At 72.9% G+C, this 21652-nt stretch carries 21 protein-coding genes; 10 read left to right on the forward strand and 11 right to left on the reverse strand.

Annotation, left to right across the window (positions count from 1 at the left end; all coding sequences use genetic code 11):
- Positions 1 to 45: 45 nt before the first annotated feature.
- Positions 46 to 1017, forward strand: a complete 972-nt coding sequence (pip, locus tag KM842_RS10745) for a prolyl aminopeptidase (protein WP_216258261.1) — start codon at positions 46 to 48, stop codon at positions 1015 to 1017.
- Between the two features lie 17 nt (positions 1018 to 1034).
- Here pip and KM842_RS10750 read toward each other — a convergent pair whose 3' ends face one another.
- Genes KM842_RS10750 through KM842_RS10760 form a run of 3 tightly spaced genes read right to left on the reverse strand, consistent with a single transcriptional unit; the run spans position 1035 to position 3618 of the window.
- Positions 1035 to 1391 carry a hypothetical protein gene (locus KM842_RS10750; protein WP_216258263.1) on the reverse strand — a complete coding sequence of 119 codons (357 nt, stop codon included), beginning with the start codon at positions 1389 to 1391 and terminating at the stop codon, positions 1035 to 1037.
- A gap of 3 nt (positions 1392 to 1394) precedes the next feature.
- A complete protein-coding gene (locus KM842_RS10755; RefSeq protein ID WP_216258266.1) occupies positions 1395 to 2966 on the reverse strand; it encodes an FAD-dependent monooxygenase in 1572 nt (523 codons plus the stop codon).
- A 43-nt stretch (positions 2967 to 3009) separates the two neighbouring features.
- Positions 3010 to 3618, reverse strand: coding sequence for a TetR/AcrR family transcriptional regulator (locus tag KM842_RS10760; RefSeq protein WP_216258268.1), 609 nt, complete (start codon positions 3616 to 3618; stop codon positions 3010 to 3012).
- 148 nt (positions 3619 to 3766) lie between these two features.
- On the opposite strand from KM842_RS10760, the gene KM842_RS10765 reads away from it, so the two are divergent.
- The gene (locus tag KM842_RS10765; protein ID WP_216258270.1) at positions 3767 to 4744 is read left to right on the forward strand and encodes a nuclease-related domain-containing protein; all 978 of its coding nucleotides are present in this window, start codon (positions 3767 to 3769) and stop codon (positions 4742 to 4744) included.
- Between the two features lie 73 nt (positions 4745 to 4817).
- Here KM842_RS10765 and KM842_RS10770 read toward each other — a convergent pair whose 3' ends face one another.
- From KM842_RS10770 to KM842_RS10780, 3 genes are all read right to left on the reverse strand, one after another.
- On the reverse strand, positions 4818 to 5150 hold the full coding sequence (locus KM842_RS10770; RefSeq protein WP_216258272.1) for a hypothetical protein: 333 nt from the start codon (positions 5148 to 5150) through the stop codon (positions 4818 to 4820).
- A gap of 228 nt (positions 5151 to 5378) precedes the next feature.
- The gene (locus tag KM842_RS10775) at positions 5379 to 5936 is read right to left on the reverse strand and encodes an arsenate reductase/protein-tyrosine-phosphatase family protein (RefSeq protein WP_216258274.1); all 558 of its coding nucleotides are present in this window, start codon (positions 5934 to 5936) and stop codon (positions 5379 to 5381) included.
- A gap of 2 nt (positions 5937 to 5938) precedes the next feature.
- Positions 5939 to 7231, reverse strand: coding sequence for an adenylosuccinate synthase (locus KM842_RS10780; protein ID WP_216258277.1), 1293 nt, complete (start codon positions 7229 to 7231; stop codon positions 5939 to 5941).
- A 184-nt stretch (positions 7232 to 7415) separates the two neighbouring features.
- Between KM842_RS10780 and KM842_RS10785 the strand changes: the two genes are divergently transcribed.
- Together KM842_RS10785 and KM842_RS10790 are read left to right on the forward strand one after the other, a co-directional pair.
- Positions 7416 to 7574 carry a hypothetical protein gene (locus KM842_RS10785; RefSeq protein WP_216258279.1) on the forward strand — a complete coding sequence of 53 codons (159 nt, stop codon included), beginning with the start codon at positions 7416 to 7418 and terminating at the stop codon, positions 7572 to 7574.
- Between the two features lie 65 nt (positions 7575 to 7639).
- Positions 7640 to 7813 carry an Rv0909 family putative TA system antitoxin gene (locus KM842_RS10790; RefSeq protein ID WP_216258281.1) on the forward strand — a complete coding sequence of 58 codons (174 nt, stop codon included), beginning with the start codon at positions 7640 to 7642 and terminating at the stop codon, positions 7811 to 7813.
- Positions 7814 to 7891: 78 nt separating this feature from the next.
- On the opposite strand, the gene KM842_RS10795 is transcribed toward KM842_RS10790, so the two are convergent.
- Complete coding sequence (locus tag KM842_RS10795) at positions 7892 to 8059, reverse strand: hypothetical protein (protein WP_181419427.1); 168 nt, start codon at positions 8057 to 8059, stop codon at positions 7892 to 7894.
- A gap of 153 nt (positions 8060 to 8212) precedes the next feature.
- Positions 8213 to 11890 (reverse strand): S8 family peptidase, encoded by a 3678-nt coding sequence (locus KM842_RS10800; RefSeq protein ID WP_216258283.1) that lies wholly within the window; start codon positions 11888 to 11890, stop codon positions 8213 to 8215.
- Positions 11891 to 12038: 148 nt separating this feature from the next.
- Between KM842_RS10800 and KM842_RS10805 the strand changes: the two genes are divergently transcribed.
- The 4 genes from KM842_RS10805 (at position 12039) to KM842_RS10820 (ending at position 16869) form a co-directional block, all read left to right on the forward strand.
- Complete coding sequence (locus KM842_RS10805) at positions 12039 to 12692, forward strand: TetR/AcrR family transcriptional regulator (protein WP_216258285.1); 654 nt, start codon at positions 12039 to 12041, stop codon at positions 12690 to 12692.
- Positions 12689 to 13519, forward strand: coding sequence for a hypothetical protein (locus KM842_RS10810; protein WP_216258286.1), 831 nt, complete (start codon positions 12689 to 12691; stop codon positions 13517 to 13519). The genes KM842_RS10805 and KM842_RS10810 overlap by 4 nt, the downstream gene beginning before the upstream one ends.
- Positions 13516 to 15597 (forward strand): YhgE/Pip domain-containing protein, encoded by a 2082-nt coding sequence (locus tag KM842_RS10815; protein ID WP_216258288.1) that lies wholly within the window; start codon positions 13516 to 13518, stop codon positions 15595 to 15597. The genes KM842_RS10810 and KM842_RS10815 overlap by 4 nt, the downstream gene beginning before the upstream one ends.
- Positions 15598 to 15861: 264 nt before the next feature.
- Positions 15862 to 16869, forward strand: a complete 1008-nt coding sequence (locus KM842_RS10820) for a LacI family DNA-binding transcriptional regulator (RefSeq protein ID WP_216258290.1) — start codon at positions 15862 to 15864, stop codon at positions 16867 to 16869.
- A 696-nt stretch (positions 16870 to 17565) separates the two neighbouring features.
- On the opposite strand, the gene KM842_RS10825 is transcribed toward KM842_RS10820, so the two are convergent.
- Together KM842_RS10825 and KM842_RS10830 are read right to left on the reverse strand one after the other, a co-directional pair.
- Positions 17566 to 18240, reverse strand: a complete 675-nt coding sequence (locus KM842_RS10825; protein ID WP_437124528.1) for a TrmH family RNA methyltransferase — start codon at positions 18238 to 18240, stop codon at positions 17566 to 17568.
- Between the two features lie 186 nt (positions 18241 to 18426).
- On the reverse strand, positions 18427 to 19110 hold the full coding sequence (locus KM842_RS10830; protein ID WP_216258293.1) for a TetR/AcrR family transcriptional regulator: 684 nt from the start codon (positions 19108 to 19110) through the stop codon (positions 18427 to 18429).
- A gap of 100 nt (positions 19111 to 19210) precedes the next feature.
- Between KM842_RS10830 and KM842_RS10835 the strand changes: the two genes are divergently transcribed.
- Entirely contained in the window at positions 19211 to 20008 is a 798-nt protein-coding gene (locus KM842_RS10835) for an HAD-IIA family hydrolase (RefSeq protein ID WP_216258295.1), read from the forward strand.
- On the opposite strand, the gene KM842_RS10840 is transcribed toward KM842_RS10835, so the two are convergent.
- Complete coding sequence (locus tag KM842_RS10840; RefSeq protein WP_216258297.1) at positions 20005 to 20931, reverse strand: CPBP family intramembrane glutamic endopeptidase; 927 nt, start codon at positions 20929 to 20931, stop codon at positions 20005 to 20007. The two genes, KM842_RS10835 and KM842_RS10840, sit on opposite strands and share 4 nt — an antisense overlap.
- Here KM842_RS10840 and KM842_RS10845 point away from each other — a divergent pair.
- Positions 20930 to 21637, forward strand: a complete 708-nt coding sequence (locus KM842_RS10845; RefSeq protein ID WP_216258299.1) for a metal-dependent transcriptional regulator — start codon at positions 20930 to 20932, stop codon at positions 21635 to 21637. The two genes, KM842_RS10840 and KM842_RS10845, sit on opposite strands and share 2 nt — an antisense overlap.
- Positions 21638 to 21652: the final 15 nt, after the last annotated feature.

The following is a 21652-nucleotide window of genomic DNA, read 5'->3' on the forward strand; positions in this document are numbered from 1 at the left end:
CGTCGCCGCCGGCTGCTCCGTCGCCCGCCTCCCGGAAGGACACCCATGCGCCACCTCTACCCGCCGCTCGGACCGAACCGCTCCGGCATGCTCGACGTCGGCGACGGCCAGCAGGTGTACTGGGAGGAGTGCGGGGCGCCCGACGGCAAGCCGGTCGTGTTCCTGCACGGTGGGCCCGGTGCCGGCTGCTCACCCGACCACCGTCGGCTCTTCGACCCGGAGCGGTACCGGATCGTGCTGTTCGACCAGCGGAACTGCGGCCGGAGCCTGCCGCACGCGGGCGATCCGGCGACGGACCTGTCGGCGAACACGACGTGGGCCCTCGTCGACGACGTCGAGCGGCTCCGCGAGCACCTGGCGATCGACGCGTGGCAGGTGTTCGGCGGCTCGTGGGGGTCGGCACTCGCACTCGCCTACGCCGAGACGCACCCGGACCGGGTCACCGAGCTCGTCCTGCGCGGCATCTTCACGCTGCGCCTGAGCGAGATCGACTGGTTCTACGAGGGCGGCGCCGCGAACGTCCTGCCGGACCTGTGGGAGCGCTACCTCGCCCCCGTCCCGGTCGAGGAGCGGCAGCGCGGCCGGCTCGTCCGGGCGTTCGAGCGCCTGCTGGCCGACCCGGACCCCGCCGTGCACGGTCCGGCGGCCGTCGCGTGGGCGAGCTGGGAGGCGGCCTCGATCACGCTCCTGCCCCGCCCGGACCTCGTCGCCCGGTACGCCGACCCGACCTACGCGCTGGCGTTCGCCCGCATCGAGAACCACTACTTCACGCACGACGGGTGGTTCACCCCGGACCAGCTCATCCGCGACGCCGGACGCCTGGCCGGCATCCCGACCGTCATCGTGCAGGGGCGGTACGACCTGTGCACGCCGGCCGTCACCGCCTGGGACCTGCACCGCGCCCTGCCGTCCGCCGAGTTCCGGATGATCGACGACGCCGGGCACGCGTTCGACGAACCCGGGATCCTCGACGCGTTGATCGAGACCACCGACCGGTTCGCGGGCGACGTGCGCTGACGCGGGCACGCGGTCCGTCAGACGAGGAGTCCGACCGTGAGGACGACGAGGCCGACGATCGTGAGCACGGTGGGCACCGTGCTGCGGACGCGGCGACGTGCACCGGACCGTGCTGCCGATGCTGCGGCGACGAGTGAGGACGCACCTCCGGCGTAGATCAGGACGAACGCCTCCGGGAAGTAGCCCAGCACGTGCGTCACGAGGCCGGCGATCACGATGACGGACCCCGTCAGGGCGTGCACCCGTGCGGCAGCGGCTCCGGATGTGCCTCCGCGGAGGTCCGTCAGCGCGGCGACGAGGCCCCAGACCGAGGCCGTCGAGAGGATCGCGCCGCTGATCGAGACGGTCGCGGCGCCGATCACGGTGGCGTCCACGTCCTAGGCCTCGCTCGTCGCGGCAGTGCGCACCGCAGCGGGTCGCGGCTCCCCGAACCACGCCCGGAGTGCCGTCCTGACGTCGGTCGGGTCGGTCCGCGACCACGCGACGAACCCGTCGGGTCGGACCAGCATCGACGGCAGCCCACCGCCGGCGGCCAGTTCGACGTGCTCGACACGGTCCGTCCACGGCGCAGCAGCGTCGCGCAGGCTGCCGTCGTCGTCGATCAGGACAGGGCGTGCGGCGTGGAGGAGCGCGGGGAGGCGGCGACGGGTGCCGTCGGCGAGGGTGAGCTGCGCGGACGGGGCGAACCAGCCGGTGGGACCATCGGGATCGGTGGCACCCATCTCGTATCGGACGTCGGCGCCGGCGAGCAGGTCGGCGATGCGCTGCACCGTGCCCGTGTCGGTGAGCAGTTCAGCGAAGAGATCGCGGAGTGCGGTGACGTCCGACCCGGGGGCCATGAGCGCCGTCTGCGCCTGCGTCTGCATGAAGACCCGTTGCCCGAGCGGTCGGCGTTCTGCCTCGTAGGTGTCGAGCAACCCTGCCGGAGCCGTGCCGGCGAGCTCGGCGGCGAGTTTCCACGCGAGGTTCGCGGCGTCCTGCAGCGCGAGGTTCAGGCCGGGGCCACCCGCGGCGGAGTGGACGTGGGCAGCGTCACCGAGCAGGAACACCCGTCGGTCCCGGTAGCGGTCGGCGACGCGGGTGTTCCTGCCCGAGAGACGACGGAGCAGCGTGGGTTCCCCCGCGGCGGGCGGTGCGAGGGCGATGCGGACACCGAGGACGCGTTCCAGGCTGTCCTCCATCTCGGCCAGGGTCATCGCCGCCCCGTCACCAGGGGAGCTCTGCTCGGGCGCGTCCTCCCACTCCGCGGTGTACACCAGCGGGTGCTCGGGGTCGTGGAGCGCGATCGTGGCGACTCCCGTCTCGGTCCGGTGGAACGCTGCCGCGATCTCGCCGATCCCGGCGACCCGCACCCTCCCCGGGCCGGCTGCGACCAGGTCGTCGGTCGGGGCGATCAGCACCGTACGGTCCACGACGTGGTGGTCGGTGTTCCCCGGGAAGCCGATGCCGGACTGCTTTCGCACCGTGCTCCGCGCGCCGTCGCTGCCGATGAGGTAGCGACCCGACAGCGTGGTCTCGACCTCGGTCGTCGTGTCGACGACCGTGATGTCGACGTGGTCGTCGTCCTGCTGGAAGGACCGCAGCTCGACGCCACGGCGGATCTCGACGCCCAGCTCGGCGGCGCGGTCGTTCAGGACGCGCTCCAGGTCGCGCTGGTTGATGTGCAGCAAGTACATCGGGTTGCGCTCACCGAGCACGTGCAGCGGGAGGGGGAGCGCGCCGAAGAAGAACGCGGGAGCCGGAGACGGCTCAGCCACCCGCGCGCAACGTTCGAAGAGGCCGCGCTGGTCCAGCAGACGGACGACCTGGCCCGTGAGGCCGTGCGCCTTGTCCCACTGGCTGATCCCGGGGAGCCGTTCGAGGACCAGCGGGTTCGCGCCGGCGAGCTTCAGCTCGCAGGCGACGAAGACCCCCACGGGGCCGCCACCGACGATGAGGGCGTCGAACATGGAGAGGAGCCTTTCCGGATGAGTCGGATGAGTGGGTGAGGGGTCACGCGTGCAGGCGGTCGAAGCCGCCGCCGAGCCGTTGGAAGGCGGCGACGAGCATCGACTCGAGCGGGCCCGCCTGGCTGCTCGCCGCCCAGGACTCCAGGGTGGAGAGCAGGGTCGAGAGCGCTGCCGCCGCGACCGCGCCCGGCAGCGGATCGTCGCGGTCGACGCCCAGCCGTGCGGCGATCGCGTGCGCGAGGACGGTGTTCGCGGTCCGGGCGCCGCGATCGACCGCGGACTGCATGCCGGGTGTCGCGAGCACGGCCATGAGGCCGCTCTGGTCCCCCGCGGAGGACCCGGTCGCTCCGTGCGCCCGGTACGGGGCCAGCAGTGCCGCGGTGACCGCTGACCAGAGCGGTTCGCCGTCCGGGCGCTGTGCGAGGTCGGCCGCGGCCGTCCGGACACGTTGCACGTGGCGGTCGGCGATCGCGTCCTCCTTGCTGGAGAAGTAGTTGCCGAACGTCCGCCGCGACACGCCGACCTCGCGAACGATGTCCTCGACGCGGACGTTGTCGAGGCCGCGCTCGCGCGCCAGCAGCACGGTCGTCACACTCAGCTCGTCGCGGAGCGCCGCCTTCTTCTCGTCGCGGAGCGAACGGGTGCCTTCCATGTGCCGACCCTACCGCGAACTTGCCCAATGGGCAACTTTGCCCATCAGGCAATGAAGAGGGCACCAGGTCCGGTACGGACGGCGAAGGGAGGCGGACGCGCCGACGCAGGATGCGCCGCCCGGCCCGGAGCCGTGGTGTGGTTGGTCCATGACCAGCGACCTCGTGCCGTGGTTGGTCGCCGGGGGGCTCGCCGTCGTGGTGGTCGTCCTGGTGATCCTCCTGCGGCGACACCAGACCTCCTCCCGCTCCGAGCTCGACGCCGCGGACCGGGCCCGCCGGGACGAGCTCGCGCAGCGCGAGGCGGAGCACCGCGACGCGACCGCGCGCCTCGAGGCGGACCGCACCGCACAGGTGGAGGCCGCAGAAGCTCGCCGGCGGGACGCTGCGTCGGAGGCCGAGGAGAGCCGCGCGCTCCTGCGCCGCGGCATGAAGTGGGAGGAGGCGTCGGAACAGGCGATCCTCCGCGCCTGTCGAGCCGCGGGCGTCAACGGCGTGCTCATGACGAACGTCGTGTTCGTGCCCGTCGGCGAGACCGAGCAGGGGTCGTGGCGGAAGTTCGTGGCGCAGGTCGACCACGTGCTGGTGTCCGACTCCGGGCGCGGACTGGTGATCGAGAGCAAGCGCTGGAGTGGCATCGTGTTCGACGGGCGGCGGCCGAGCGAGGTGCACCCGGCGTTCCGGAACCTGGTCGACGAGTCGTCCCTCGTCCCGCCGTTCGCCGTCCAGGTGCAGAGCCGGAAGGTGCTCAACGCCGAGGAGGAGGCAGAGAACTGGTGGCGCGTCCGGGTGCAGGCCAAGGGCGCCTCCCCCGCGCAGCAGGTCCGACAGCAGGCCCGTCGCCTCGCCCGCTTCGTCGACGAGCAGACCGGCGTCTCTCGCACCTGGTTCGACACGTGCGTGTTCTACTCGTCGCCGGCGGCCACGGCCTTCGTGCAGGCGGAGGACCGCAGCGGCACCGTGACGACGAGCATCGTGACGAACGACCACGAACTGCAGTCCGCGCTCGCGGCCTGGGCCGCGAAGGACTCGGTGCCGAACCGCACCCGTGCCGATGCGGTGGTGCGGGTCCTCGCCGGGCAGGGCGCACACGCGATCACGGTCGGGAACTACCGCCTGCCCGAGTGATCCCGCCCCTCCCGGACGCGACGACGCCCCGCTGGTCTCTGCCAGCGGGGCGTCGTCGTCCGGAAGGAGGCTGCTACGCGACCGGCCGGATGACCGACGGGAGCATGACGTGCAGGTGACCGGCCAGGCCGGTCTGGGCCTCCTCGAGCGAGGCGAAGTCGCCGACGACCAGGCCGAACGTGTCCGAGGCGACGTAGCGGCCGTCGCGCTTGTCGACGGAGCCGCCGAAGTAGCCGCCGTAGTTGGCGATCCACTCGTCGTCACCCTCGAGCGTCCAGGTGAGCTTCGCCCGAGCGGCGCGGGCGCTGGTGGCTGCCTCGGCCTCGAGGACGGCGACGATGTCGACGGTGTCGGTGTCGAGGGTGACGTCGGTCCCGGTGGCGGTCCGGTTGATGGTCGTGCTCATCGCGCTCTCCTGTCGTGTTCGGGGTACGTGCTGCGGTACCTGAACGCTACGACACCGATCGCGCTGATCGACAGCGGAGCCCGTCGATTCACGGCTTGAGCCCCGGATGTTCATCCGCGAAGCCCGGAACGACGGGCTTCTCCCGTCACCGATCGGGGTACAGGGGGACGGATCGGGGTACTCGCGTTCCGGACGTCGGACACGGCCCGCCGGCCCCGCGGCCCGCCGTCAGGAGACGGCGCGGAGCGCGTCGGCGATCGTCGTGAGCGCCGCGTCGATCTCGTCGGCCACCCGCACGTGCGTGGACTCCGACCGCCGGTAGGGGTCGTCCACGTCGTCGGCCGCCGGGTCGACGGGCGGCGGGACGGTGCCCCGCAGCCGTGCGACCCGCTCGACCAGGGCCTCCGGCGTGTGCACGTCCGCCAGGTCACCCGGCTCGAGCCCGTCGAGCACCCGCGCGAACTGCTTGATCGTGAACGCCCGCTTCGACGCACGTGGCGCCAGCTGCACGGTCGCGGCCCGGTGCGACCGCTCGGCCGTCAGCACGAGGTCGGCCGAGGCGGCGATCTGCTCGGTCAGGTACCGCGACCGGTGCGCGTCGGGCGACCCGCCGAGGCGCGCCGACTGCGCCGCCGCCGCACCGTCCATCACGGCGCCGTCGTCGGCGATGGTGCCGGCCGACTCGATGACGTGGGCTGACGCTGCGGGGCCGAGCCGGGCCTCCAGGACCTGCGCCCCGAGCGGTGAGCGGCAGATGTTGCCGCTGCAGACGAAGAGGATCCGCACGTTCAGCCCTGGCCGAGCAGGTCGTGGCGGACGACGATCGCGTCGCGGCCGGGGCCGACACCGATCGCCGAGATCCGGGCACCGGACATCGCCTCGACCGCGAGGACGTAGTCCTGCGCGTTCTTCGGCAGGTCCTCGAACGAGCGGGCGCCGGTGATGTCCTCGGTCCAGCCGGGGAACTCCTCGTAGATCGGCGTCGCGTGGTGGAAGTCGGACTGCGACACGGGGACCTCGTCCACGCGCTGCCCGTCGACCTCGTAGGCGACGCAGACCGGGATGGTCTCGAGCCCGGTCAGGACGTCGAGCTTGGTGAGCACGAAGTCCGTGACGCCGTTGATGCGCGCCGTGTAGCGGGCGATCGGGGCGTCGTACCAGCCGCAGCGACGCGGGCGACCGGTCGTCGTGCCGAACTCGAATCCGTTGGCACGGAGGAACTCCCCCGACTCGTCGAACAGCTCGGTCGGGAACGGACCGGCACCGACCCGGGTCGTGTACGCCTTGACGATGCCGATGATGCGCTCGAGCTTGCCCGGGCCGATGCCCGAACCGGTCGCGGCGCCACCGGCCGTCGCGGACGAGGACGTGACGAACGGGTAGGTGCCGTGATCGACGTCGAGCATGGTGGCCTGGCCGGCCTCGAACAGCACGGTCTCGCCGCGCTCGAGCGCGCGGTGGATCTCGAGCGCGGTGTCGGCGACCATCGGGCGCAGGCGGTCGGCGAAGGACAGCAGCGACTCGACGATCTCCTCGGCGTCGATCGCGCGACGGTTGAAGACCTTGACGAGCAGGTGGTTCTTCTGGTCGAGGGCCGCCTCGACCTTCTGACGCAGGATGTTCTCGTCGAAGATGTCCTGGATGCGGATGCCGACGCGGTTGATCTTGTCGGCGTAGGTCGGGCCGATGCCGCGGCCGGTGGTGCCGATCTGACGCTTGCCGAGGAAGCGCTCCGTCACCTTGTCGATGGTGCGGTGGTAGTGCGTGATGACGTGGGCGTTCGCGGAGACGCGGAGCTTTGACACGTCGACGCCGCGGGCCTTGAGCGCGTCGAGCTCCTGGAACAGGACCTCGATGTCGACGACCACGCCGTTGCCGATGACCGGGGTGACACCCGGCGTCAGGATGCCCGACGGCAGCAGGTGCAGCGCGTACTTCTCGCCGCCGACGACGACCGTGTGCCCGGCGTTGTTGCCGCCGTTGAACTTCACGACGTAGTCGATGCGGGAACCGAGGAGGTCGGTGGCCTTCCCCTTGCCCTCGTCGCCCCACTGGGCGCCGATGATGACTGCTGCGGGCATCTGGTTCTCCTCACGTTGGCGGAGGACCGCACACGGCCGTCCGGGCCGGTGGTCCACCCGAGTCTATCGGCTGGTCACCTCCGCGTCACCGGCCGGACGGTCCCTGTGGAGGACGACCCCGGCACGGAGCACGCTGGGACGCACCCGATCCGACGCAGGATCCGTACCGACGAGAGGAACCACCATGAGCGACCCCATCGACGACCCGCGCAACCTGCAGGACGTCCAGCAGGCCGAGGAACTCACCGACGGCGGCATCGGTTCCGTCGAGGGCGCCCCGCAGGACGTCATGCCCGAGACCGACCGTGGCCGCGAGGCGGCGGAGGAGCGTCCCGACGCCTGAGCGTGGACGGATGGTCCCCGGAGCACGGTGGACCGGTCAGTGATCCGACGAACGGAAGGAACACCATGAGCGACCTCAGCGACAAGGCCAAGGACTTCGCGAGCAGCGACAAGGGCGAGAAGGCGACCGACGCCGGTCTCGACAAGGCAGCCGGCGCGGCCGACAAGGCGACCGGCGGTGGCCACGGCGACCAGATCGACAAGGCGGAGCACGCCGCCGACGGCAAGATCGGCAACTGACCACCGGTCAGCGCACACGACGGGAGGCCCGGTACCAGCTGGTACCGGGCCTCCCGTCGTGCGCTCGGTCGCGCGGCGTCAGCCGCGGAAGAAGTCTGCGTACGAGGGGTCCCCGATCGGCTGGGTGTGCCCCGGCTCGGCCAGCCGCTCCTCCACCATCGCCCGGATGACGTCCGGCGGGGTGAGTCCGCGTCGACGCCACTCCATCGGGTTCTGCCGGAGCTGCACCAGGGTGTTCGTTCGCATGCATGAACACTGTCACGAAGTACCTAGTTCGTCTAACTACGTGTCCTGTAGGCGCACTGTCCGCCCTCGAACAGGGGACGCGACCCCACGGTCCCCGGACACACGACGGAGCGGGCAGCCCGAGGGCCACCCGCTCCGCTCCGTGCTCGTTCCTCACTTGTAGATGCGCCCCGAGAGGGTCGACGTGGTGCTGCCCGTCGCGTACCCGGTCTTCTTCGCGGTCACGACCGCGGAGAGCCGGTGGCCGACGTCGGCCGAGGTCGTCTTGTGGGTCGACTTCGTGGCGCCGCTGATCTTCTTGCCGTCACGCAGCCACTGGTAGCTGAACGTCACACCGCTCACGTTCCAGGTGCCCGGCTTGGCGGTGAGCGTCGAGCCCACCTTCCAGGACCCGGTGACCGTCGCCTTGCTGCCCGTCGCGAGGGCGAGCTTCGGGGTGGTGGTCTTCGACGTGAGCACCTCGGCCTGGTCGCCCACCGCGTTGTGCAGGTGGAGGAGCAGGATCTTCGCGTCCGTCGCGGTGTTGCGGCGGGTGACGTCGAGCGTGCCGTCCGGCAGCACCGGCGACGAGACGCCGCCGACGCTGAACGTGTACGCCGGGGCGAACGCGTTGAACGAGGCCGTGCCGACCTCGTCGACGACCGAGGAACCCGACGTGGCGATCGACGGCGCGTACGCGGACTCCGTCAGCACCGTGTAGTCGAACGCCGCGCTCTTCGACGCCTTGGTGTAGCCGAGCGCCGAGAGCGACACCGGCAGGACCTTGACCGTCGAGTCGAAGGTGTTGGTGTCCCGCGTCTCGTCGGCGTTGAGCGGCCAGGCGTCGACCGTCTTCTGCTTCGGGTCGTTGAGGTCGACCGTGGTGACCCACGTCGCGTCGACGGCAGCGGACTTCGTGTCGTAGGTCAGGAAGTCCGGCTTGCCGTCACGGTTCGTGTCGATGAGGACCTCGACGTTCGTGACCGCGCCCGGGTTCGCGTCCGGACCGTCGGTCTGGACACCGAACGAGACGACGCCCTGCGACCGGTCGCTGAGACCGACCGCCGTCGAGCTGACGCCGAACGCCCGGATGTCGGCTGCGCGGAGGGAGTGCTGCGCCGACCCGTCGGCGAAGGACTCCTTCGGGTCGGTGCCGCCGAGGACGAACGGAGCCGCGAGCGCCCGGTAGGCGTCCGTCCCCGAGCCCTGCGCGACGCCACGACCGGTGACCGGGAGGGTCGCCTTCGTGGTCGGCCCGGCGAAGGTGACCGTCGAACCGTGCAGCGCGCTGACCGGCTTCGGCGCGGCGTAGACGCCGAGGCGGAGCGGCGTCACGTCGTCCGCGGCCGGCGTGAAGGTGACCAGGCCGGTGGCCGCCGAGACGAACTCGCGCGGGTACCCGCTCTGCAGCTTCGCCTGCGTCGGGTCGATCGACTTCCGGAGCAGGGTCGGGTCGGAGACCGTCATGGTCAGGGTGACCGTGGCGGTGCCGTTCGCCGGGACGGTGACCGTCTTCGCGCTGAGCGAGAAGGCGACGCCCGTCTTGGCGGTGCGGGACTCGTAGGCCACCGCGTAGGTGTGGGCGACGTCGGCCGTGTTGCGGACGAGGAGCGTGCGCTTCTCGGTCGTGGCACCGCTGACCTCGACGACCCCGAACGACGCCGTGACCAGGTCGTCGTTCTCCTGGCTGCGGACCGTGGTGGTGTCCTGCACGGCCTGCAGCGCGTCGACGCGGCCGGTGCCCTGGCGGAGCAGGTTCGCCTTCTGCGTGTCCGTCGCGCTCTGCTGGACGTCCGAGGTGGCCGTGTTCATCAGTGCCGCCTTGACCTCCGGCGCGCTCCAGCCCGGGTGGGCCTCGAACGCGAGGGCGGCGACGCCGGAGACGTGCGGCGTGGCCATCGAGGTCCCGCTCATCGACATGCGGCCGTCACCGGTGCCGTTGGCAGCGGAGATGACGTTGACGCCCGGGCCGGCGATGTCCGGCTTGACGACGTCGTCGACCGAACCGTGCACACCGCGGCTGGTGAACGGGGCGAGGGTGTTCGTGGTCTCCTGCCCGCGGGCGATGTCGTAGCCCTTGAGCTCCTGCGCGAAGCGCACGTGCAGGGTCCCCGCCGTCGCGGCGGCCCGGAGGCTCGCAGCGCTCTGCTTCGTCAGCTCGGCACCCGGGATGGTCGCGTTGCCCGCGATGCCCGAGTCGAAGATGTCGATCGTGCCCGCGAGGAGCACACCGACACCACCGGCGGCCTGGACGTTGTCGAACCGGGCCTTGGAGCCGCACTCGAGTGCGCCGTCGGTCCACTTCAGCCAGGCCACCTTGCCCTTGAGCGCCGCGGCCTCGGCCCCGGTGAAGGGCTTGCAGCCGTCGACGTCCACCGTCGGGACGAACACGTCGCCCTCGACCGGGAGGGTGCCCTTGTAGTCACCGGAGTACTGCGAGCGGTACGTCCCCGCGACGCCGGCCGGCGCGGTGACCTGCACGCCGTCGTACAGGCTCTGGCCGGCTGCGGCCGCGGCGACGGTGAGGGCGCCCTCCGCGGTCCCCGGCGCGCCACCGATGTCGGTGAAGTCGTCGGCGTTGCCCGAGGCGATCACGGGCAGGACGCCGCGGTCGGTCAGGGCGTCGATCTTCGCGTTGTCCGGGTCGTCGGTCGCGCCGTAGTCGGAACCGAGCGACAGGTTGATGACGTTGATGTCCTTGCCCTCGGTGAGCGCCTGGCCCACCCAGTCGAGCGCGGCACCGGTCAGGTCGGTGGACCCGCCGCCGTCGCCGAAGACCTTGAGCGCGTAGAGCCCCGCCTTGGGTGCGCTGCCCGGGCCCACCCACATGTCCTGGACCTGCTCGCGGGTGAGCGAGTCGTAGTCGCCGCGGAACGTGGTCTTGTCGGCGTTCAGGCCGTAGCCCGCCGCGGTCCCGGCCACGTGCGTGCCGTGGTCGCCGCCCGCGCCGTCGATCGGGTTGTCGTCCGGCTGCGGCAGCGGCTGGTAGCCCTCGTCGTCGCTGGAGTCCGCGTTGTACGTGGGGCCGGCGAAGTCGTGCCCGCCGAGGTACTTCGACGGGTCGTACCAGCTGGCGGCAGGTGCACTCGTGCTCGCCAGGGCGTCCTGGTACGCGGCCGTGGTGCCGGGACCGCCGAAGTCCGCCTGCGTGTAGTCCAGGCCGGTGTCGAGCACGGCGATGTTGACGCCCTCGCCGGTGTGGCCAGTGGCGGTCCAGGCGTCGTACGCACGCGTGTAGAGGTCGCTCGCGGCGTTCTTCGGGCTGACACCTTCGGCACCCGGACGGACGGAGTCGGGGTCGACGCCCGAGGGTGCGGCACCCGCGTCGGCGTTGACCGTGGGCTGCACGATCTTCTTCGGGACGAGCGCGACGATGCTCTCGACGTCCGAGCGCTTCGCGATCTCGGCGAGCGCCGAGACGTCCGCGACGACGGCGACGCCCGGGACCGTGTACTCGGTCGAGTAGAGCTCGGCGGCGTCGGGGTCGGCGGCGCGGACGGCCGAGCGGACCTTCGCGACGGTCGACTGGATCGTCTGTACGCGGCTCTGCGCGGCGGACGAGGGGCGCTTCGACCGGGTGAGGTCGCCGCCCTTCGCTGCCGCGTCGACCTCGAGGGCACCGGCGCCCGTCGTGCGGATGAAGGCGCTGACCGTCTTCGAGGGCTTGGCGTCCCGCAGCGGAGCGGCGAGCTTGAGGTCGGCTGCGGCGGGGACGCCGGCCGGAGCCGCGGAGGCCGCACCGCCCACGGCGAGTCCGCCGCAGGCCAGGGCCGCCACCGCGACGATCGAGGTCAGCAGCCGCGGGGCGCGGTACCGACGGGACGGGTTGTTGGGCGGTGTCGCTCGGGGCACGCAGCACACTCCTGTGGGGTCCGACGTTCGGGTGAAGTTCTGATGAAGCTATGTGGTCCTTCTCAGGACAGGGAGTCGGCAGTTCAGGGGACAGAACCCGTCGTCCTATGAAGTTGCACAGCGGTGTGCACGTTATTACGCTGGGGTCATGACCACCGCCGAACGCTCTGCACGCGCGCCGCGACGGGACGCCACCGAGAACCGGGCCGCCCTCGTGCAGGCCGCGCGGGCGGTGCTGCAGGCCGATCCCGACGCCTCCATCGAGACGGTCGCCCGCGCCGCCGGACTGTCACGGCGTGCGGTCTACGGACACTTCCCCTCCCGTGACGACCTCGTGCGCGAGGTCGTCACGGGTGGCGCCGAGCGGATCCTGGCCGCCATGCCCAGCCGGGCCGAACTCGCCGACCTGCCCCCGGCCTCCCGGCTGGCCGCGATCGCGGTGACCCTCTGGACCGAGGTCTCGCACGTCCGCTCGATGGCGGTCATCGCCGTCCGCGGCCCCCTCGTCGAGACGGTCGCCACCGTGTTCGCCCCGCTGCGCGAGCAGGTGCGCGACGCCTGCGCCCGCGGCATCGCGGACGGCACGCTCCGTGACGACGTCGACGCCGCGACCCTCGGCCGCCTGGTCGAGGGTGCGTGCCTGGCCGTCCTCGACGAGGCCACGCGCTCCGCCACCCCCGACGACGCCGGACGCCGCATGGTCGTGCTCTCCGCGCTCGGGATCGCCGGGGTCGACTGGCGCACCGCGCGCCTCGCCCTCCCCACCACCAGCTCCACCCCCGTACCGGAGGACCACGCATGACGCTCGAACTCGCCGCCGTCGGCATCGGCACCGAACCCGGAGCGGCCCTCCCGGTCGTCAGCGCCGTCGCGGGCCCGGGGCACCCCGGCGTCGTCGCCGTCGAGACCGAGCAGGCACCGGTGCTCGCGTCCCTCGTCGCCGGTGGCCGCATGAAGCCCGACACCGGGCAGGTCCTGCTCGACGGGCACGACGACCCCACGGCCGTCCGTCGCGCGTTCGCCCTCGTGGACACCCCGGGCGTCGCCGAACCCTTCCCCGTGCTGACCCTCAAGCAGATCGTGCACGAGGAGCTCGCGTTCGCCGGACGCCGTCCCTCGCGGGCGGACGTCGCCACCGTGCTCGACGAACTCGGCATGACCCGGTGGAGCGACACCGCCGTGCAGCGGGTGCCGACCGACGCCCGGGTGCGGCTGCTCGCCGAACTCGCGCTCCTGCGGCCCGACGTCACCGGACTCGTGGTGACCTCGCCCGAGCGGCACGGCGGCGTGGTCGCGGACTGGTTCGCCGTCGTCCGGGACATCGCCCGCCGCGGGGTCACCGTCGTGCTCGTCACCTCCAAGGCCGCGGCCGAGACGGCGAGCGCCCTGCTCGACACCGTGACGGACACCGAGGCGGACCGGACCGCCGCCGCCGACAGCGCCGCAGCCGACACCGCCACCGGCGGCCCCACCGCCGCCGACGCCGACGCGGACGCCGACGCCACCGTCGGCGGCACTGCCGACACCACCACCGAGGGTCCCGAGGACGCGACCCGGACCGGGGAGCCCGCCACGGGCCTCCCGACCGACACCACCGACGCAACCGCTCCCCTGGAGACCCGCTCGTGACCATCCCCTCGCTCGTCCGCGCCGAACTCGCGCGCCTCACCGCCACCCCGCTCGCCCGCCTCGCGTTCATCGCCCTCATGTGCGTCCCGCTGCTCTACGGCGGCGCGTACCTCTGGGCGAACCGCGACCCCTACGCCAAGCTCGACCAGATCCCGGCGGCGATCGTGGACCAGGACGCCGGCGCCACCCTCGACGGCGAACGCGTGCACTACGGCGCGGACGTCGCCAAGGAGGCCATCGACGGCGGCGACTTCGACTGGACCGAGACCACCGCGGCCGACGCCCGCTCCGGGGTGCGCAACGGCACGTACGACTTCGTCGTGACGATCCCGCACGACTTCTCCGCGTCGCTGGCGTCCGCGCAGTCCGACGACCCCGAACGCGCCGAACTCGTGATGACCACGGCGGACACGAACTCCTACCTCGCCTCGACCATCGCGGAGCAGGCCGGCAAGACCATGCGGACCGCCGTCGCCGAACGCGTCGGGAAGGAGGCCGCGACCACCCTGCTCGTCGGGCTCGCCGACGTCCGGGACAGCCTGGGCGACGCGGTCGACGGGGCGGGCAAGCTCGCCTCCGGCGCGACGAAGGCCGCGGACGGTGCCGACACCCTGCACGACGGCACCACGAAGCTGTCCGACGGCGCCGGGACCCTGGCGTCGAGCACGGCCGCGCTGCCGTCGCAGACCGCGCAGCTGGACTCCGGGGCGCAGCAGGTCGCGACCGGGGCGGCGTCCCTGGCCACGGGCCTCCGGTCCGCGCAGCAGCAGACCGCCGCGCTGCCCGCACAGACCCGGCAGCTCGCCGACGGTGCCGCGCAGGTCGCAGCCGGTGACGCCGAGCTCGCCGCCCGCGTGGACGAGGCGAACCGGACCGTGCAGGCCGTCGAACCGGTCGACGCGGACGCCGTCCTGCAGGACATCACGTCGAACCTGCCCGAGGGCGTCACCCTCACGCCCGAGCAGCAGCAGGCCCTGACCGCCACCGTCACCTCGGCCGTCCAGCGGGCGAACAGTGCCGGCGCGGACGCCAAGCAGCAGCTCGGTGCCACGACGCAGCAGATCGACACGCTGAGCGCCGGGGCCCAGCAGGTGTCCGCGGGCGCCTCGGCCCTCGCCGACGCCGCCCCCCAGCTGGCGTCCGGCATCGCCACGGCCGCCGACGGGGCGTCCACGCTGTCGACCGGTGCGGCGCAGGTCGCCGGTGGGACGTCGAAGCTCGCCGCCGCGGCCCCGCAGCTGTCCTCGGGAGCGTCGCAGCTCGCCACCGGAGCGGCCTCGGCCGACGACGGTGCGGCGTCCCTGGCGAAGGGGCTGCACTCCCTCGAGTCCGGGTCGTCGAAGCTCGCCTCGCAGCTCGACAAGGGGCGCACCGAGATCCCCGCGTCGGACGCCTCACAGCGTGCATCGCAGGCGTCCGTGATCTCCGACCCGGTGAAGGTCGGCGACGACAACATCGCCGCAGCCTCGAACTACGGAGCCGGCCTCGCGCCGTTCTTCATCTCGCTCGCGGCCTGGATCGGTATGTACGCGCTGTTCCTCATCCTCAAGCCGATCTCGAAGCGCGCCATCACCGCCGTCCGTCGGCCCCTGCGCGTGGTGTTCGGTGGCTGGCTGACCCCGGCGCTCCTCGGGGTCGTGCAGATGGCGGCGCTGTTCCTCATCGTGCGGTACGCCCTGGACCTCGACGTCGTCCACGCCGGCGGGACGGTCGGCATCATGATCCTGGCCTCGGCGACCTTCGCGGCGATCATCATGACGCTCAACGTGCTGCTCGGGTCGGTCGGACAGTTCCTCGGGCTGGTGCTCATGCTCATCCAGCTCGTCACCGCGGGCGGCACCTTCCCGTGGCAGACCCTGCCGGGGCCGCTCGCCGCGCTGCACTTCGCGTTGCCGATGACGTACTCGGTCGACGCGATCCGGCAGACGATGTACGGCGGGTCGCTCGGCACGGCCTGGAGCGACGCGGGCGTCCTGCTCTGCTGGCTGCTCGGCGCGCTGCTCGTGTCGTACCTCGTGACCGCGCGGCAGACCCGGACACGGACGCTGCGGGACCTGCGGCCGAGCTTGATCGGGTAGCGCGGCGGGTCGCCGCGGGGGTGCGGCCGGTCGGGCCGGCGCCGGTCCGCTGGCCTGGCACCGGTCGGGCCGGCACCGGCGACGGCTGGCCGGCCTCGCGCCGGCTGGATCTGCTCGACGGGGACGGGGCGGACGGGAGGCGCGAGGCGGCGCCGGCACGGGCCTCCCGTCCGTCCCCCGGCGGCCCCGCGGGCGTGGAGCGCGACAGCGCTACGATCGACGGGACGCACCCGGCGGGTGCGCAGCCGGAGGTCGAGGATGACGATGGGGAACACCAAGCCCGCGACGATCTACGACGTCGCCGCTCGCGCGGGGGTGTCGAAGTCGCTCGTGTCCCTCGTGCTGCAGCGGTCGCCGCGGGTGAGCGAGCAGCGTCGGGCGGCCGTCCTGGCGGCGATCCAGGAGCTCGACTACCGGCCCTCGACCGCGGCGGTGTCGCTCGCCGGCACCCGCTCCCGCACGATCGGCGTCGTGCTCGACGACTTCCGGAACCAGTGGTTCGTCGACCTGCTCACCGGTCTGCGCGAGTCACTGCAGGACCAGGGGCACCGGCTCGTCGTGGCGGACCGGTTCCTCAACACCGGGCTCGACGTCTCCCCCGTCGAGGGCTTCCTGTCGATGCGGGTCGAGGGTCTCGTCATCGCGGGAGAACCCGACTCCGGCATGGCGATCCCCGCCAGCACGCCGGTCGTGGTGGCGGGCGGTCGGGCGCTCCTGCCACGGGCGGACACGGTGGCGAACGACGACCTGGCGGGTGGACGGATGGCGGCGGAGCACCTCGTCGGCCTCGGTCACGTGCGGCTCGGCTTCGTCGGTGGTCGATCCGCGGCGAGCGACGCCCGGCTCGAGGGCTGGCGCGCCGGCATCGCCGCCGCTGCACGGACCGGCGCCGACGTCAGCGGGACCGCCGTCGTCCTCGCCGCCGACGTCACCGAGGAGACCGGCGTCGTCGGGACCAACCGGCTGCTCGACGAACACCCCGACGTCACCGCCGTGTTCGCCGCGAACGACGTCACCGCCCTCGGGGCGATGTCCGCGATCGCCGACCGGGGCCTGCGCGTGCCCGAGGACGTCTCGGTGATCGGCTACGACGACACCCCGATCGCGGCGACCCGGTACGTGGGGCTGACGAGCATCGACGACCGCAGCATCGACATCGGCCGCGGGGCCGGCGCGCGGTTGCTCGAGCGGATCGCGGACCCCGGGCTCACCGCCACCGAGGTGCTGGTCGAGCCGCGGCTCGTCGCCCGGCGGACGACCGCGCAGCGGTAGGGGCGCGCGGGGCGGGCGCGGCTGGGCTGCGCGGCGGGGGCCCGCGGGGCCGGGGCCGGCGCGGCGGGGGCCTGCGCGGCGGGGCCGGGCGGCGCGGCCTGCGCGGCGGGGCCGGGCGGCGCGGTTCGGACACGCGCGGGGTGCCCGCCGAGGTCGCACGATCGGCCGCCCGAGACGCTTCCGCGCGGCAGTTCGTGCGACCCCGGCGAAACGCCCACGGCACGTCGTGCGACCTCGGTGCCCGCTCGGCCCGAACCGGCCCCTCCTCGCGCTGCCCCGGCACGCGCGGGGCAGCCCGCCGAGGTCGCACGATCGGCCGGCTCGGCACGCCCGCCATGCCCGGCACGCCCGGGGTGCCCGCCGAGGTCGCACGATCGGCCGCCCGAGACGCTTCCGCGCGGCAGTTCGTGCGACCCCGGCGAAACGCCCACGGCACGTCGTGCGACCTCGGTGCCCGCTCGGCCCGAACCGGCCCCTCCTCGCGCTGCCCCGGCACGCGCGGGGCAGCCCGCCGAGGTCGCACGATCGGACGCCCGAGACGCGTTCCGGCAGCAGGTCGTGCGACCTCGGCGATACGCCGACGGCGCGTCGTGCGACCTCGGCCCCCGCACCCGGCCCGGCCCGACCATCAGCCCCGCACCGACCTCGGCCCCCGCACCACCCTCGGCGCCCCCCGCGCGCCCCGCGCGCCTCGGATCAGCCCGGCAGCACCGCGTGCCGGACGACCCAGCTGTGCATCACGATCGCCGCCGCCGCCGAGGCGTTGATGCTCCGCGTCGACCCGAACTGCGTGATCTCGAGGTGCCCGTCCGCGCCCGCGACCGCCTCGTCCGTCAGGCCCGGCCCCTCCTGCCCGAACAGGAACACGCAACGCGCCGGGATGTCCGCGACCTCGATCCGCGAGGCACCGAGCGTGTTGTCGATCGCCACCACCGGGCGTCCCTCGGCACGCATGGCCTCGAGGAACGCGGCCACGTCCTCGTGGTGCCGCACGTGCTGGTACCGGTCGGTGACCATCGCCCCGCGGCGGTTCCACCGGCGTCGACCGATGATGTGCACGGTCCCGGCCAGGAACGCGTTGGCGCTCCGGACGATCGAGCCGATGTTCAGGTCGTGCTGCCAGTTCTCGATCGCGACGTCGAACGTGTGCCGACGGGTGTCGAGGTCGGCGACGATCGCCTCCATCGTCCAGTACCGGAAGCGGTCGACGACGTTGCGGGTGTCGCCGTGCTCGAGCAGTTCCGGGTCGTACTGCGGGCCCTCGGGCCACGGCCGCGGGTGCGGTCCGACGCCGTGCGTCGTCGCCTCGTGGCTGGGCGGGAGCGCCGGCGGCAGCTCCGGCAGGTCGCCGGACGGGAGGCCCTGGGTCACCCGACCAGCGTACGGCGCGCGAACCGCGCCTCCCGTCCGGCACCGCGACCGACGCGCACCCGGTCGGACGACCGACGGACACCCGGTCGGACGCCCAGCGACCGACGCACACCCGGCCGGACGCCCAGCAACCGACGCACACCCGGCCGGCCGCCCCGCGACCGACGCACACCCGACGCCCGCCCGTCAGGCTCCCGCGGCCGCCCCGCCGCGGCCGACCCGCGCCTCGATCCCCCCGAGCAGCACGTCGAGCCCAAGCGCGAACCGCACCTCGTACGAGTGCTCGCCGAGGACCTCCCCCACCAGCCGGTGCCGCTCGGGACGCCCGGCCTCCGAGTCCCCGCGACCGACCAGCACCGCCGTGTGCCCGACGACGAAGTCGTAGACCACGAAGAACGCGTACATCGCCTCGTCCGGGGACAGCCCGGCCTCGCGGAGTGCACCGACGACGGTGGCGACGACCGCGTCGGACTCGGACGAGGCGAGCGGCGCCCGGCTGCTGTGCGACTCGAGGACGAGCGGGTGCCGGACCAGCAGGTCGCGCAGGGTCGTGGCGAAGACCCGGACGACCTCGCGCCAGTCCTCGGGCCAGATGAACGTGGCGGTGAACTCGTCGACGGTGCGGCGAACGAGCTCGGCGTGCAGGTCGTCGAGCCCGCCGATCGTCCGGTGGACCGTCATCGGGGCGACGCCGAGCGCGGCGCCGAGGGCACGGAAGGACAGCCGGTCGAGGCCCTCCTCGTTCGCGATGACCGTCGCGGCGTCGACGACCTGCTCGCGGGAGAGCGCCCGCGGCCGTCCCCGGCGTCGCGCCGGCGCTGCGGGAGCGCTGCCGTCGGGTGTGGTCTGGGCGTCCTGGTCGACGAGCACGGGGCGTCCTCCTGGTGGTTCCGGTACGCGTACGGGAATGCGTCCTCCGAGCCTAGGGCACGTCCGCACGTCGCCCGGGTCCGCCCACTACGCTGACCCCATGGCATCCCGCGACGAGGTCGAGTGCTGGCTCACGGACATGGACGGCGTGCTCGTCCACGAGAACCAGGCGCTCCCGGGCGCGCCGGAGCTGATCCGGCAGTGGCAGGACCAGGGCACCGAGTTCCTCGTGCTGACGAACAACTCGATCTTCACACCGCGTGACCTCAGCGCGCGGCTCCGCTGGTCGGGCCTCGAGGTGCCGGAAGAGCGCATCTGGACCTCGGCCCTCGCGACCGCCGACTTCTGCGCGTCGCAGATGCCCGACGGCTCCGCGTTCGTGATCGGCGAGGCCGGCATGACCACGGCGCTGCACGAGGCCGGCTTCATCATGACCGAGACCGCGCCGGACTACGTCGTCGTCGGCGAGACCCGGAACTACTCGTTCGAGGCGATCACCAAGGCCGTCCGGCTGATCCGCGACGGCGCACGCTTCATCGTCACGAACCCCGACGCGACCGGCCCGAGCGCCGAGGGCGTCCTGCCCGCGACCGGCGCCATCGCGGCGATGATCGAGAAGGCCACGGGCAAGCAGCCCTACGTGGTCGGCAAGCCGAACCCGATGATGTTCCGCTCGGCGATGAACCGCATCGGCGCCCACTCCGAGAACACCGGCATGATCGGCGACCGCATGGACACCGACGTGCAGGCGGGCATCGAGGCGGGCCTGCACACCGTCCTGGTGATGACGGGCATCAGCGACCAGGCCGAGATCGACAAGTACCCGTTCCGCCCGAGCGAGGTCATCGCCGGCGTGCACGAGCTCCTGCACACGGAGCCGTACGAGGTGGAGATCTAGGCCACCCCGGCCGGGAGGCCCGCCTCCACACCGCGCGCCGCGACCGGCTCCAGGGGCGGTACCGCCCGCCACCGGCGGCGCAGGCGCCGTGGCCGGTCGTCCCGCCAGGCGACCAGGCCGCCGGCGACGATGCCGAGCAGGAGCACCGCGAACGAGGCGAGCCCGAGCAGCCCGACCAGGAAGAAGTCGACCGACCCCGGGCCGGAGGCGCTGACGGCGATCGCCCCGAAGTCCCAGAAGGCGTGCAGCAGCACGGGGGCGAGCAGGTTGCCGGTCAGGCGTCGGGCCAGGTACAGCGTCGACCCGAACGACGCGGCGAACACCACCTGCACCACGGTCGTGGCGACCGGGGCGCCGGCCAGGACGTTGACGAAGTGCAGCAGGCCGAAGAGCACGCAGGAGAGCGCCCACACCCAGGTCTCGGACAGGCGCCGACGGAGTCCGACGAGCAGCACGCCGCGGGTCATGAGCTCCTCGAAGACGCCGACCAGCAGCACCCCCACGGTGAGCAGCAGGAAGTACCGCACGCTCTTGCCGCCCCAGTCCACGAGCGGCAGCCGTGCGATGCAGATGCCGACGACGAGCAGCGGCGCGACCATCGTCCAGCGCGGTCGGCCGCGGGACGGGTCGACGGTCGCGATCCGCCACCAGCCCAGTCCGGTGACGACGAGGGCCAGGACGCCGGCGACGATCGCCTCGGGCACGACGAGGTCGTGCACGACGCTGTCGACCGTGCGGCCGAGGGACGGGTAGTCGTCGCTCGGCCTGGAGCGCACGATGCTCACGACCGCGAACACGACCAGCGGGGCGATGCCGACGAGCAGCGACGGCGGGACCGGCCACCACCGACGACGACGGGAGGCGGTGGGCTGGTCGACGGTCACCTCACGGTTGTACCAGTGCCGGCCGTACCATGGGCCCATGCGCCTGCCCTCGCTCAGCACCATGGCGGAGGACTACGTCAAGCTCGTCTGGAAGGCCGGGGAGCGCGACGCCGACGGCCCGGGCTCGCGGGGCATGGCCACGCGGGACATCGCGGCTGCCCTGCACGTGTCGGCGTCGACGGTGTCCGGGAACCTCCGGAAGCTCGACCGCGACGGCCTCATCGAGCACACCCTGTACCGCGGTGTCGTCCTGACCCCGCTCGGGCAGCAGGCGGCCGTGGCGATGGTCCGACGGCACCGGCTGATCGAGACGTTCCTGGTCGAGCGGCTCGGGTACTCGTGGGACGAGGTGCACGCCGAGGCCGAGGCCCTCGAGCACGCGGTGTCCGAGACGTTCCTCGACCGGGTCGACGCGGACCTCGGGCACCCCACGCACGACCCGCACGGCGACCCGATCCCCGGCGCGGACGGCGTCGTGCCGGACTCCCCCGGTGCTCTGCTCTGCACGATCGACCCCGGCGTGTGCGGCACGGTCGGTCGGGTGTCCGACGACGACCCGGCGCTCCTCCGGTACTTCGACGAGCTCGGGGTCGGTCTCGGCACGCACCTGCGGGTCGAGCGGGTGCGGGACTACGCGGGGGTCCTCGCGGTGTCGCGGCGGGACGCGGGCGGGGCGGAGGCGCTGCTGGACCTGCCGGCCGCGGCCGCGACGGCGATCTGGCTGACGCCCGACGACCCGCACTGAGCGGACCGCCGCCCC

The organism is Curtobacterium sp. L6-1 (assembly GCF_018885305.1).
GTDB classification, from domain to species: Bacteria; Actinomycetota; Actinomycetes; order Actinomycetales; family Microbacteriaceae; genus Curtobacterium; species Curtobacterium aetherium.

Excerpts from the sequence above, each read along its gene's own strand:
- pip (WP_216258261.1), top strand. The coding sequence starts at position 46 with ATGCGCCACCTCTACCCGCCGCTCGGACCGAACCGCTCCGGCATGCTC.
- KM842_RS10755 (WP_216258266.1), bottom strand. The coding sequence starts at position 2,966 with ATGTTCGACGCCCTCATCGTCGGTGGCGGCCCCGTGGGGGTCTTCGTC.
- KM842_RS10760 (WP_216258268.1), bottom strand. The coding sequence starts at position 3,618 with ATGGAAGGCACCCGTTCGCTCCGCGACGAGAAGAAGGCGGCGCTCCGC.
- KM842_RS10765 (WP_216258270.1), top strand. The coding sequence starts at position 3,767 with ATGACCAGCGACCTCGTGCCGTGGTTGGTCGCCGGGGGGCTCGCCGTC.
- KM842_RS10770 (WP_216258272.1), bottom strand. The coding sequence starts at position 5,150 with ATGAGCACGACCATCAACCGGACCGCCACCGGGACCGACGTCACCCTC.
- KM842_RS10780 (WP_216258277.1), bottom strand. The coding sequence starts at position 7,231 with ATGCCCGCAGCAGTCATCATCGGCGCCCAGTGGGGCGACGAGGGCAAG.
- KM842_RS10785 (WP_216258279.1), top strand. The coding sequence starts at position 7,416 with ATGAGCGACCCCATCGACGACCCGCGCAACCTGCAGGACGTCCAGCAG.
- KM842_RS10790 (WP_216258281.1), top strand. The coding sequence starts at position 7,640 with ATGAGCGACCTCAGCGACAAGGCCAAGGACTTCGCGAGCAGCGACAAG.
- KM842_RS10795 (WP_181419427.1), bottom strand. The coding sequence starts at position 8,059 with ATGCGAACGAACACCCTGGTGCAGCTCCGGCAGAACCCGATGGAGTGG.
- KM842_RS10805 (WP_216258285.1), top strand. The coding sequence starts at position 12,039 with ATGACCACCGCCGAACGCTCTGCACGCGCGCCGCGACGGGACGCCACC.
- KM842_RS10810 (WP_216258286.1), top strand. The coding sequence starts at position 12,689 with ATGACGCTCGAACTCGCCGCCGTCGGCATCGGCACCGAACCCGGAGCG.
- KM842_RS10820 (WP_216258290.1), top strand. The coding sequence starts at position 15,862 with ATGGGGAACACCAAGCCCGCGACGATCTACGACGTCGCCGCTCGCGCG.
- KM842_RS10835 (WP_216258295.1), top strand. The coding sequence starts at position 19,211 with ATGGCATCCCGCGACGAGGTCGAGTGCTGGCTCACGGACATGGACGGC.
- KM842_RS10845 (WP_216258299.1), top strand. The coding sequence starts at position 20,930 with ATGCGCCTGCCCTCGCTCAGCACCATGGCGGAGGACTACGTCAAGCTC.
- KM842_RS10840 (WP_216258297.1), bottom strand. The coding sequence starts at position 20,931 with ATGGGCCCATGGTACGGCCGGCACTGGTACAACCGTGAGGTGACCGTC.